The organism is Opitutaceae bacterium TAV5 (genome assembly GCA_000242935.3).
Classification (GTDB): domain Bacteria; phylum Verrucomicrobiota; class Verrucomicrobiia; order Opitutales; family Opitutaceae; genus Geminisphaera.
Genome location: CP007053.1, coordinates 2429940 through 2442437 on the forward strand (window position 1 = coordinate 2429940; position 12498 = coordinate 2442437).

10 protein-coding genes are annotated in these 12498 nt (G+C 61.3%); 3 read left to right on the top strand and 7 right to left on the bottom strand.

The annotated features are described in order from the left end of the window. Nucleotides 1–642: 642 nt before the first annotated feature. From OPIT5_10645 to OPIT5_10675, 6 genes are all read right to left on the bottom strand, one after another. The gene (locus OPIT5_10645; GenBank protein ID AHF90592.1) at nucleotides 643–1608 is read right to left on the bottom strand and encodes a hypothetical protein; all 966 of its coding nucleotides are present in this window, start codon (nucleotides 1606–1608) and stop codon (nucleotides 643–645) included. Nucleotides 1609–3471: 1863 nt separating this feature from the next. Beyond that, nucleotides 3472–4188 carry a hypothetical protein gene (locus tag OPIT5_10650; GenBank protein AHF90593.1) on the bottom strand — a complete coding sequence of 239 codons (717 nt, stop codon included), beginning with the start codon at nucleotides 4186–4188 and terminating at the stop codon, nucleotides 3472–3474. A gap of 691 nt (nucleotides 4189–4879) precedes the next feature. Next, nucleotides 4880–5053: a hypothetical protein gene (locus OPIT5_10660; protein AHF94286.1), complete on the bottom strand. Its 174-nt coding sequence runs from the start codon at nucleotides 5051–5053 to the stop codon at nucleotides 4880–4882. A 46-nt stretch (nucleotides 5054–5099) separates the two neighbouring features. Next, a complete protein-coding gene (locus tag OPIT5_10665) occupies nucleotides 5100–5774 on the bottom strand; it encodes a hypothetical protein (GenBank protein ID AHF94287.1) in 675 nt (224 codons plus the stop codon). Between the two features lie 90 nt (nucleotides 5775–5864). Then, on the bottom strand, nucleotides 5865–6611 hold the full coding sequence (locus OPIT5_10670) for a phosphoadenosine phosphosulfate reductase (protein AHF90594.1): 747 nt from the start codon (nucleotides 6609–6611) through the stop codon (nucleotides 5865–5867). A 260-nt stretch (nucleotides 6612–6871) separates the two neighbouring features. Further along, on the bottom strand, nucleotides 6872–7510 hold the full coding sequence (locus OPIT5_10675) for a hypothetical protein (protein ID AHF90595.1): 639 nt from the start codon (nucleotides 7508–7510) through the stop codon (nucleotides 6872–6874). Nucleotides 7511–7524: 14 nt separating this feature from the next. On the opposite strand from OPIT5_10675, the gene OPIT5_10680 reads away from it, so the two are divergent. Further along, complete coding sequence (locus OPIT5_10680; protein ID AHF94288.1) at nucleotides 7525–7722, top strand: hypothetical protein; 198 nt, start codon at nucleotides 7525–7527, stop codon at nucleotides 7720–7722. Between the two features lie 126 nt (nucleotides 7723–7848). Here the strand turns inward: OPIT5_10680 and OPIT5_10685 are convergent, their stop codons facing one another. Further along, a complete protein-coding gene (locus tag OPIT5_10685) occupies nucleotides 7849–10341 on the bottom strand; it encodes a cell division protein FtsK (GenBank protein ID AHF90596.1) in 2493 nt (830 codons plus the stop codon). 167 nt (nucleotides 10342–10508) lie between these two features. Here OPIT5_10685 and OPIT5_10690 point away from each other — a divergent pair, with 167 nt between their 5' ends. Both OPIT5_10690 and OPIT5_10695 read left to right on the top strand, forming a co-directional pair. Next, nucleotides 10509–11480 carry a mannose-6-phosphate isomerase gene (locus tag OPIT5_10690; GenBank protein AHF90597.1) on the top strand — a complete coding sequence of 324 codons (972 nt, stop codon included), beginning with the start codon at nucleotides 10509–10511 and terminating at the stop codon, nucleotides 11478–11480. A 65-nt stretch (nucleotides 11481–11545) separates the two neighbouring features. After that, a complete protein-coding gene (locus OPIT5_10695; GenBank protein AHF90598.1) occupies nucleotides 11546–12469 on the top strand; it encodes a hypothetical protein in 924 nt (307 codons plus the stop codon). The last annotated feature ends 29 nt before the right edge of the window (nucleotides 12470–12498 follow it).

The window sequence follows — 12498 nt, forward strand, 5'->3', positions numbered from 1 at the left end:
GCACCGTGATCGAGACTTACTCGTTCGGTGGATTAAGGCCGCTGAATTTAAAGATCTTCGGCTTGTCCTTGGGCTCTCATCTAATGGTTTTTGGGTCCGGCCAGGAGCTGAGGATGTTTGTTTGTTACGTCCGGGTGATTATCTCCTGCCATTGCTCCCAAGCCTAGAACTTCCCCGCTCGGAGTTTATGAGGCGGCTTGCTGATGGCCTTACGGCAGCGGGCTTGCCTGTCGAGCTCATAACAACGTTTCCAGAAGCGGATCTGATAATAACAGGATTACGCTCAGAGTCTGAGCATTGGATACGCCTAGCTTTGGCTTGGAGTGGGTCGACCCCGGTTCAGATGAAAATTAAAAATACGTTGAGTGATTTAGCGTCATCAAAGGATAAGCGAATACCACAATCGCTGAGGCATGAGGCGCATAGGATTTTGAATACTAAGTCGTGAAGCTGTTTGGGTTCTGAAACTGATCCAAGCGGCACGTCTCGCGCCAGTCCTGCGCCGAGCCTCCGGCCTGTCACGAGCCCTGCTTCCTCCCTCCGCTTCGCTCCGGTCCGGTGGAGTACGCCCCGTCGGCGGCGGCCCACGCGCGAGGAATCGCGCGTAGGAGCGGGGCGCATCGAGCGCCCCGGCACGTCAGGCTAGGAAGACGGACGGGGTGAGGCCGAATGTTGTGACGAAGGGGGAAGGGAACGCTTTTTTCTGGAGAGACGGGCACGAAGGACGTCGGGCGATGGGAGATGGATGATTGAGGCGATATACGGATGGGGAACGCCGTTTTTCCTGAGAAGGAGGGCAAGGTCGAGTGTCCACGGCGCATCGGGGGAAGCGGTTGCAAGCTCCGTTTCTGTTTTTCCGATCCGGACGAGGGCAAGGGAGAGTGCCTGGCGGTAATGCTGTTCCCTGAATTCGGCTATTTCGGACTGCTGGAGACCGGGAGCAAGGGTCGTACGGGAGAATTCGCGGGCGAGAGCTTTTTTCCATGCCTCGGTGCCGATCGCCCACCCCCGGGAAAAGGTGGCAAAACCCAAGCGCTCCTGCTCGGCCGGGTTCGCCGCCAGTTCCTGCAAGTGAAGCAGATAGTTTGACCAGCCCTGTTGATTCAGGGGCAAGCCGGGACGGCCCATGAAGCTGTCGGCCACCAGATGAGCGGGGGCGGTGCCACGCAGGAAACGGCGAAGGCTGCTCCAGCGAAACCCGGCCAGATGCTCGAGGGCAACGATACCGGCCCTGACGGGATTGAGATGGATGTAGTCAACGACGCGGCCCAGGGAATCATCGTTCTCGATCAGGAGCGCCTGGTAACGGCCCTGGAAAAGATGACCGCGCTCGTTTCTGAAGCGGTTGAAACGGGTAGCAAAGGTGCTTTGGAGCCAGTGCATGCCTTCGACCAGATTCGGACCGGGCGTTTCAAGCGCCAGGTGAAAGTGATTGCGCATGATGGTCCACGCATGCAGGATCCAGCCGTTGAGCTCGCATGCTTCACCAAGGCACTCCTCGAACGCTTTCGCTGCTCCGGCCGTCCCAAACAGGTCTTTGCGATAGTTGCCCCGGTTGATCACATGGTACCGGGCACCGCCAAACTGGATTCGCAATTTTCGCGCCATGAATTGACACATGAAACCGCCGATCCCTCCCCTGTCCACATCCAAATGTCACAATGTTCGGCCTGACCCCGTCCGCTTTCCCGCCTGACCCCGTCCGCTTTCCCGCACCGAGGTAAATCATAACAAACAGGAAGGTATTGATGTTTATCAAAAGAAATTGGTTGCTCTTGATTTTTATTACACTGGTCCTTTTTAGCACAGGATGTGGGCATAAAATGCCACATGAAATTAGTTGGCTCCATCCTCCAGATGATGTCGCCACTACTTTTTCAATCATCAGAGAAGCGGATAGTAAGGTGATTGCTTACAATATTGGAGACAAGTACGACAAACTAGCTAGGAGACTTTTGCGGGATATACCTTTTGTGGAAATTACTGCTGAGCAATATACGCAATGGACTGGAAGTAGGGCTTTATCAGAGAATAGATACTTTCTGATGCGCGCGACACAGGCAGCGCCTGTTGGTGCCTTTCAGGTATTTAACAGACGAGGTAGTATCTTGATATTATTTAGTGGTCTCGGTGAGCCATTCGACAGCATAAAAAATGTACCGGTGGCCGTCGGACTGAAGGATGCTCCCCATGAGCTGTACAACTTGACAAATAGCCATAGATAAGCTAAGCTAAACATGAACCTACAGGCCAACAAATGAACCTCCGAGCCAATCAATAGCAATTAGCCAATCCATAAAGGGTCAAATCTTTGTTGCCGAGCGGGGACGTGACGGGGCGAAGCTCGCTTTCTTTACATTTTCCCTCGCTTTTCGCCCATTTTTCGAGCCTAAAATATCAATTATTAAGGTTTGACCTGAATGGCGCTAAGTTAGGCCACCTCTTCGTTGAAAACCAGTAACTTCCAGTCGCATGAGAAACGTGGGGATTATCCGACCTTTTGGGAGGAGGAACTCCTCTGGAACCCAAGCCATAATCGAGTCAATTCATGTATTGGGAATTCCCCATCAGGTAGACGGAAAAACGCCTTAACTTAGCGCCATTCAGGTTTGACTCCTTCTGGGCTCTCTTCTTTACTAATCCTATTGAAACATGTAGCTGCAGTTTCCTTGCCGTGAAAAAAAACAAACGGAAATACCTGCGTATAATAGCCCCTCGTATATTATTGGTTATTTTGCTGTTTGGTATATTATCCGGTGGGTGGCTATTTTATGTTTTATTCGTAAGTTCAGAATTTGGTTATGCTTGGCCGACTATTGATAATGAGGAACAGCTTGTCAACGACTGTATGCTTCTTTATTTTCAAGCACCAAATGAATCTATGATTCCCGAAACATTATGGCCCGAATCAATCAAGAAATTGCACCCCGTTTTCGTCTGGAAATTCCGTTCGTTCATCACAGTTACAATTTCCACCGGGGGAATTGGACCTGGATGGGGTTATATTATAAATGGTCTTCCCGATGCGTTAGCGTACGAATTGGAAACGATTCCTCATGAGAGAACTGGGTATCCCGGAATATATAAATATTCGGGACTCGAATAAAGCACCCCCAATTGGTATAATGCTACAATCTTGTAAAAATAAACCTACGAGCCAACCAATAGCTGTTGATATGCCAACAATTTTGTTGGCCTTATGCTATTTGGGGAAAATGGCACTTGGACAACTTTTGTTCACTGCGTTCACCCGCTCGCTGTCGCTCGGGGCTGTTTCGCTCCGCTACACAACGCCATCTCCGTGCTGCGCACTCCGTCGGCTACGAACCTTTCCTGTTTCCCGGATCAAAGATTGCCTACATCAAACTGAACACCTCAACGCCTTCCGCCACGTGGCGCTTGTCCCTGTTAACCATTCATACTCACCTACGAGCTATAGCGAAGAAGATGCCGACAGGCTCGTGACAAATATCATCTGCCAACAGTCTTCGAGTTATCCTGCCCGGAGGGGTTTGGAGAAGTCGGCGTTATTACCCACACGTTGGTTTGCCGGGCTTGCTCGCCTCCGAATGAGGTTTTTATCGTTATGGTGAACCGTTTGTTCTGGCTCGCCTCAGGTTTGAGAACCGTTACCAGCCAGCGTCCGTCTTCAGTCTTGTTCAGGAACGGTTTGCATTCGGGATCGTTCGACTGGAGGCTTACAGCAGTAATGGGCTGCTGAGATGATTTCGACTCGATGAGGATTGATTTTGCCGGTTGCGCATCTTGCGGATGGAAGAACAACGAGCGAGGGGAGACAGAAAGTAGCTCCGGAATGGTCGTTTCCATCGCAAGTACGATTGGCGTGGCCGAATCGGATGTGGTCACCATGACTTCCTTCACTTGATCCCCGATTCTGTCTCCAAACGTAAAGACGGCGGTAATCTCGCCGGATTCACCAGGCATGTACCGATTCTTTTTCAATTGTGGAACCGTGCAACCGCAGCTGCTGCCAAGCTTGGTAATCAGTACCGGAGTATCCCCTGTGTTTTTAAAGCGGAAGGTGGCTTCCATCTTCTCGTCCGTCGGCTTTGCTTCGTAGCGGACCTTGGTCTCGGAAAACTCCAGGGCAGCATTTACGGGCAGTGCTAATGACAGGAAAAGGCCGATTATGCCCACGGGTTTCAAAAGACGAGAGGGTGCACGCATGTTCGTTGATGGGGCACTTATAAAGGAACGGTTTCGGTGCTGGATCAACCCCAATTGCCGGCCGGTTTCCTCCTGAAATTATCGTCCTGCGTTCACTCTTTCCTGGTTTCCACCGGCAATAGGCAGGGTCGGTCCGAAAGAGGCTAACCAAGGATACGAAACGAAGTTGCCTGCCCGCCGCCGGGAACCGGAGACAGTGGAGCTATATCCGGAAATCGCTGCGGCCACTGAGTTCGTGGAGGCCGCATTCGCGTTTCAGGCCACCGAAGCGGGTTTGTTCCTCGGTCATGCCGGGCTCCAGTTTCGAGGTGCTGTGCCATCGCCGACTCCCGGCAACGCTGGCGGGAAAGCCTGACGTCCTTGCCGACCGAAAAGCTGGTGTTCATCGATGAGACGGGGCTGAACACGAAGATGACCCGCCTGCGTGGACGTTGTGCCCGTGGCCGGCGCTGTGTGGGGCGCGTGCCGCACGCGCCACTACAAAACCTGCACGGCCATCGCCGCCTTGCGCCACGACCGGTTGTGTGCGCCCTTCGTCATCGATGGGGCGATGACCGGCGAAATGTTCCTCGCCTGCGTCGAAAAACAACTCCTGCCCGAACTGGCCCCCGGTGACATCGTCATCTGCGACAACCTTTCGGCGCACAAGAACCCCGCTGTCAGAAAACTGCTCGAAGAACACCGTTGCCAGCTACGCCACCTGCCCGCTTACAGCCCTGACCTCAACCCCATCGAACAGGCCTTTTCCAAACTCAAAAGCGATGTGCGCTGCGCTTGCGCCCGCCAATACGAACCGTTGATCCATGCCGCGGCCTCCTTCGTGCGCAGCTTCTCGGCCAAACTGTGCAAAAACCTCTTCGCCCATGCCAATTATACGGCTAATCAAATTGAAAATGCTCTAGCCGGAAGGGTCAGGGCAAGGGAGGAGTGTCGGGCGTTGGCGGTTGCGGGCGGGGTTTGCTGCGGCGGTGGCGGGCGGCCTGGCGGGAGCCGAAGCGCCAGGCAAGGTCGAGCAGGCCGCCGGTGGCGGCGCCGACAAGGACGCCTCCGATGACCAGCGCAGCGATGCGGGTGCCGAGCGTCGGCCTCCCCCTTGTCGTGTCTTCCGGTCCGGATTTCCGCTCCCTGTCCAGCGCAATCTCGTCCGCCACCCGGATCGGGGCGGGCAGATCGACGTTCTCCACGACGGACGTGTTGTGGCCGGAACCGGTGGCATCGATCACCGCCATCCCCACCAGGTAGGTCAGCGAGTAGGAAGGCACGGCCGTAAGGGGGTTGGTGATGATTTGCAGCCCGCCCATCACCATGAAATTGAGCCGGAACACGATCGCGAGGATCAGGGCAATCGGGATCTGGGCGCCGAGAATGGGGAGAAAGTTGACGACGCAGCCCAGGTAGAGGGCGGGGCGCACCTGCGCGGATTTGAACGACCACAGGTAGCCGCGCTTGCGGGCGCTGGCGGCAAAGCGGCCGATGAAGGGGTATTTGTGAAGTCGCGCCCGCCGCGGCATGAAGCGCAGGAGGCGCTTGACCCGCCGGATGCGGATGAAGCGTTCGTCAGAATGGCGGGCCTCGTCGTCCTGCATGAAATCAGGCCAGACGAGCCGGCAAATGCGCGCAAACGGAATCTTGCCTGCGCAGGGATGCTGCTGCCACCCGGGCTGACATGCCCCCGGCTATATCCGGAAATCGCCGCGGCCGCTGAGTTCGTGGAGGCCGCATTCGCGTTTCAGGCCGCCGAAGCGGGTCTGTTCCTCGGTCATGCCGGGCTCCAGTTTCGAGGTGCTGTGCCAGTCGCCGACCGAAACATACCCTTCGTCCCAGAGCGGGTGGTAGGGCAGGTCGTTTTCCGTCAGGTAACGGTGGACGGTGCGGTTGTCCCAATCGATGATCGGGTGGATTTTGGTGAGGGTGTTCTGGCGTTGCACCACGCCGAGCGCCTCGCGCGTGCCGGATTGCGAGCGGCGCAGGCCGGCCAGCCAGGCGGTGGCGCCGAGTTCGCGCACGGCGCGGTCCATCGGCTCGACCTTGTTTTCGAAGTTGTAGGCCTTCAGTCCCTCCAGGCCCTGTTCCCAGCGTTTGCCGTGGCGGGCTTCCTGGTATGCGGCGGTTTGCAGCGGCCGGTAAACCTTGAGGTTGAGTTTCAGCCGCTCCGCGAGCTGGTCGGCAAACCGGTAGGTTTCGGGAAAGAGGTAGCCGGTATCGATGAAGATGACGGGGATGTCGGGCACGATGCGCGTGACCAGGTGGAGCATGACGGCGGCCTGGATACCGAAGCTCGTCGTGAGCACCAGGCCGTCGCCAAAGGTGTTGGCCGCCCATTGCACGCGTTCCCCGGCCGTGGCTTTTTCCAGATCAGGCTGCGCAGGGCTGGCGGAGGGGGGAGGGGGGGGCGTGGCGGCGGCCTGCGTGGATGTGCTCATGATGGTGCGAGAAAAAAACGTAGTGCGTCCATGTCCGGAGTAAAGATTGGGGCGCAAAAAACCACCAGCGCCTCGGGAGAGGCGGGCGGCGGTGGAGGGCGGCGCGGGGCGGCGTCACCACAGGCACGAAGGCCTGTGGCCCCTCGACAAGCTCGGGGCCCTGTTTTGCAGGTAATTGCCCCCTTCCGGAGCCTGCGAACTTGCGTTCGCAGCTACCGGGCACGGGCTGGCTGAATGCGGGCGGGACGCCCGCGCCACGCTTATTTCTTGTTCCGGGCAGCGGCCTCTTCGCGGAGTTTTTTCTGGATTTCGAGCTGTTCGGGGGTGAGCAGGGCGGTGATTTTCTTGTTGGCCTCGTTGTTGAGGGCGCGGACTTTTTTGGTGCGGGCGGCCTTGTCGAGCGAGTCGTCGGCGTCGATGGTTTTCCGGGCGGCGGCCTGTTCGTCGAGGATGGCTTTCACCTTGGCCTGCTGGGCGGTGTCGAGCTGGTAGTCTTTGGTGAATTGTACGAGACGCTTTTTGTTGTCATCGGCCACGCGCCGCTGTTCGCGGATTTCGAGCTGGGCGGGGGTAAGGAGCGCCACGATCTTTGCGTTGGTCTCCTTGCGGAGGGCATCGACCTGTTTTTTCCGCTCGGCCTTGTCGAGGTCGGCGTCGAGGGCCTTGATGGCGGCGGCCTCGTCGGTGAGGATGGTTTTCACCTTGGCCTGCTGGGCGGCGTCGGGTTGATAGGTGCTGACGAACTGGTCGAGACGCTTCTGGACGGGATCGGCCCTGGTGGAAGAGGCGGCGGGTTTTTTGGGCTTGGCACCGTCGGACGTCTGGGCCGGGGCGAGCGGCGCGACAAGGGCCATGGCGAGGCCGGTGACAAGGGAGAGGAGGGCGAGTTTTGTTTTCATGGGTGTCTGTTGCAATGATTGAGGTTAAGGGAGGGCTGGCCGGTCCGGTTGCAGGGGCGCGGGATGCGCGCCGTGCCGGAACAGGCGGAGAGAGGGACCATAGGTACAGCATTTTCCCGCAGGTTCCAGCCGATAACGCGGATGGTGGCGGTGAGAACATTTGCAGGGGAGGGGAATGTGGCATGGGCATCCTGCCCATGATGCCGACGTGACACCGGTTTCCTGCCCATGTTTCGCACCGTGCAGAGGCGGCGCTGCGCGCCGTCCACGGCCAGGATGGCCGTGCCACATAGCACGCCGTCCCTGACCTCGCTTCGGACTACACCCGGCGGCCGGTTTTACAGCGAATCGAGGTCGACGAGGATCTCGCGGGGGCTGGAGCCGTTTTCGGGGCCGATGATACCCCGCTTTTCGAGCAGGTCCATGACGCGGGCGGCGCGGTTGTAACCGATTTTCAGGCGGCGCTGGATCATCGAGGTGGAGGCGCGTTTGGTGCTGCGGAGCACGTCGAGCACCTGCTCGTAGAGTTCGCTGTCGTCGCCGAGGTCCTCGTCCTCGTCGCCGTCCTCGTCGTCGGCGCCGCGGTCGATCTGTTGTTGCACGGCGGCGGCGTACTGCGGGGGGCCGTTGCGTTTGAGGAATTCGACAAACTCCTGCACTTCCTCGTCGGAAACGAAGGCGCCCTGCGCGCGCACGAGCCGCGAACTGCCGGGAGGCGAAAAGAGCATGTCGCCGCGGCCGATGAGCGTGTCGGCGCCCTTGCCGTCGAGAATGGTGCGGGAGTCCACCTGCGAGGCGACCTGGAAGGCGATGCGGGAGGGCAGGTTGGCCTTGATGACGCCGGTGATGACGTTCACCGACGGGCGCTGGGTGGCGATGATCAGGTGGATGCCGGCGGCACGGGCAAGCTGCGCGAGGCGGGCGATGCTCGTCTCGATCTCGGCGGGGGCCACCATCATGAGGTCGGCGAGTTCGTCGATGATCGCCACGATGTAGGGCAGGCGGTCGGGGATCTCGATGCCGTCGTCGTCCTCGAAGGGATCGACACCTTCGAGCGTCTGCTGTTCGCCGGGCGCGTGGAGGTCGGTGGTGGCGCCGCTGCCGGCGACGGGGAAGTCGGGTTTGGCGTTCTTCTTGCGGTGGTTGAAGCCGCTGATGTTGCGGACGCCGACCTTGGCGAAGATCTGGTAGCGCTGCTCCATCTCGCCGAGCAGCCACTTGAGCGCGGAGGGCACTTTCTTCGGCTCGGTGACGACGGGGATGAGCATGTGGGGCAGGGAGTTGAACACCTTCAGCTCGACGACCTTGGGGTCGACCATGATGAGGCGCAGGTCCTTGGGCGCCTTGCGGTAAACGATGGAGGCGATGATCGAGTTGATGCACACGGACTTGCCCGAGCCGGTGGCGCCGGCGATGAGCAGGTGGGGCATCTTGGAGAGGTCGCTGATGAGGGGTTTGCCGGAAACGTCCTTGCCGAGGGCGATGGGAATCTCGGCCTTGGCGGCGGCCCAGTCTTCGGATTCGAGGATGTCGCGCATGCCGACGGGAGAGGGCGTGCGGTTGGGCATTTCGATGCCGACGGCGGCTTTTCCGGGGATGGGGGCGAGAATGCGCACGGACTGGGCGCGCATGCCGAGGGCGATGTTCTTGTCGAGGCTGGCGATTTTCTCGACGCGCACGCCGGGCGCGGGCACGACTTCGTAACAGGTGATGACCGGGCCGACGTGGATCTCGCCGGGCGACACGGCGACGTTGAACTCGCCGAGGATGCGCACGAGGTCGTCCATGTTGCGGGCGTATTCGGCATCGTCGTCGGCACCTTCGGGGCGGGTCTGCTCCTTCAGCAGGGTGACGGGCGGGAACTGGTAATTTTCGTCGGAGGCGGGGACGACGGGCGATTTGGCCTTTTTTGTTTCCTCGGGTTTGACGATGGCGATGCCGCCGGCTCCGGCCGGCGTGGCCGTCGCGGAGGCCGGATCGACGGGCGCGGTGCTGCGGACGATGCGCGCGGGGCCGGGAGGCGGGACCGGCGGCGGATTGTCGCCAGCGTCGGCGCTGCCGGCGGCGGAGCCGTTGCGGTCCCCCGTGCCGGCGGTGACGCTGGCGGCACGCGGGGCTTTTTTCGCGGCGGCGAGCACGGCGCGAGCTTCCTCTGCGGCGGCATCGGCGCGGGCCCTGGCCTCCTGTTCCTTGCGGATGCGGCGGGCCTCGGCGGCGATGGCGCGGAGCCGGGCGCGTTCCTCGCGCCAGCGGTGCAGGGCGGCGAAAAGTTTGTCGAGCTCGGCCCGCGGATTGGGCGTGAGGACGGTCATCAGGGCGACGAAGTAGATGAGGCCGAGGATGACGGCCGAGCCGAACGTGCCCAGGTAGATGAAGGAAAAGCGGTTATAGACGAGCTGGCCGGTGATGCCGCCCCAGCCGGCCGAGAAGTACTGGCTGCCGCTGTCGATGCTGCCGTTGGCGTCGAGCATGGTGGCGAGCCCGCAGCCGCTGACAAGGGAGACGAAGATCGCCGCGACGCGCGGCCAGCCGAAGCGGTGCAGGTTGCGCATCGCCACCCAGGCCACCCAGAAGAGCATCGCCGGCACGAGAAACGCCAGCGCGCCGGCGGCCCGCAGGGCGGCGAATGAGAAATTCGCCCCGACGCGGCCGACGACATTGCTGCCGATCGGGCTGGTGGAATTGACCTGCGCGGGCGAATAATCCCCGAGCGCCACCGCCATCAACACGCCCGCCAGCAAGCAGATCACCGCGAGCAGCCAGCGAGGGCCGCGTCCCTGGGCAGGGAAGACGGGTCTGTTATTTGGGTTTGAGTTTGCGGGCTTGGGCATGTGGTTTGGCGGCGCTGAAAATCAATGTGAGCTGATACCACACGCTTCGCCACCGCACACGGTCAAACGCATTTCTCCCGGGCGACGCTGCCGCCGCCCGTTTCGTCTTCCTCCTGATTGCCTTCCGTCATCCTCGTCTCCACCCTTTCCAAACCTGTTTTCCTGCCATGAATGAACTCCTTCGATTCCAACCTCTCTACCAGGAACGCGTCTGGGGCGGCCGCGCCCTCGAAACCTCGCTCGGGCGCCGTCTTCCCGCCGGAGGCAAGCCCATCGGCGAGAGCTGGGAAATCGTCGACCGCCCCGAGGCGCAGTCCGTGGTGGCCTCCGGCAAGTTCAAGGGCCAGAAGCTGCGCGACGTGATCGCGAAACACGCCGCCGACGTGATGGGCCCCGGCTGGGACAAGGACAAACCCTTCCCGATCCTCGTCAAGTGGCTGGATTGCCGCGAACGCCTCAGCCTCCAGGTCCATCCGCCCGCGGAGATCGCCGCCTCGCTCAAGGGCGAGCCGAAAACGGAAACCTGGTTCATCGCCGACACCGAGCCCGGCGCCAGCCTGATCGTGGGCCTGAAAAAGGGCGTGACCCGCGAGCAGTTCGAGAAGGCCATCGCCGACAACACCCTCGAAACCTGCGTCCACCGTTTCCGCGTCGCCGAGGGCGACTCGATCCTCGTGCACAGCGGCGAGGTCCATGCCATCGACGCGGGCAACCTCATCCTCGAAATCCAGCAAAACTCCGACACCACCTACCGCGTTTACGACTGGGGGCGCACCGGGCTCGACGGCAAGCCGCGCCAGCTCCACATCGAGGAATCGCTGGCCTCGATCCGGTGGGACGACTTCGAACCGGCGCCCGTGCGCGCCGCCCCGACTTCCGGGGTGATCGCCGAGTGCGACGAGTTCCGCATCCGCCGCGTGGTCCTCGACCGCGGGGAGACGCTGACCATCCCGGCCAAGGAGCATGCGCGCATCCTCAGCGTAGTGACGGGCAAGCTCGCGCCGACATCCGGCGGCGGCAGCGCCGGCGCCGAAGCGCTGGAGCGCGGCGAGAACGCCGTGCTGCCGTGGGCGGGCGCTTTCACCTTCCGGGCCGAGGACGCGTCGCTCGTGTTGCTCACGGAGAAATTCGAGGGGTGAGGAGGCGGGTGTTCCCCGGATTTTCAGAACCGGTCTTTGACCCCGGCGCAGGCCGGGCGGCCGGCATGCCGGAAGTTGCACGGGCGGCCGGCCCGTGGACAGCGCCAGGCGTCGCAAACGCCGTCCCGGACACGGGCAAGGGTGCCCGTGCCACGCAGCCGGAATCACGGGCTGGAAGCCCGTGCCACGGGCCGGGCATCCGGTCCGCAGCGGAGTGGCGGCGTCCCTGCTGCCGCGACACCGTCCGCGGCGGCATCGCCATCTACCTGCTGCTTCTCGTCGTCATGGCTCTGGCCGGCGCCGTGCTCGTCTGGATGCTGCTCGCTCCCGGCGTGCTGGCGCGCCGCCTGCAGGTGCGCACGGGCTTCGGCTGCGAGGTCACCACGCTGGTGGCCAACCCGTTTGGCGGCACGGTGCGCGCCGGCGAATTTGTGATCCGCAACCCCGCCGGGTTTTCGTCGCGGGTGTTCCTGCGCGGACGCAGCCTGGAGGCGAGCGGCGGTTCGGCCGCCGGCCTGCTGCCGGGCGGAGGCACGGACGACGGCGGCCCGCTGGTTTTCCGGAAAATGCGGCTGGAGCTCGATACGGCGGAATTCGCCCGCGATGCCGACGGGCGCGACAATTTCACCGCGTTCGCCGCCACGCTCCCGCCGGTGCGCATCGACGAGTTTTTGCTGGTCGTCGCCTCGATGCCGGCGACGGCGACGCAGCCCGGGCGCGAAGCATTTTCGCGGACCTATCGCAGCCTTCGCAGCTTCGAGCCGGTGCTGGCCGACCTCGCGCATCTCGCGGCGACCGGGGGAGGGGAGGGCGTGCTGCCGGTGACGGCGCCCGTCCCGTTCTCGCCATCGCCTGTGCCGGCCCCGACCGCGCCGCCTCCGGCCGGCCTGCGGCCGGCGCCGGTGACGTCAGGGGCCGACGAGAAAGATCAGGATAACGAAAATGCCCCCGCCCCTCCGCCACCCGGCAAGATCGAGTTCCGGTATTAGGTCGGAGTAATACCGGTGTCCCTGCTGAT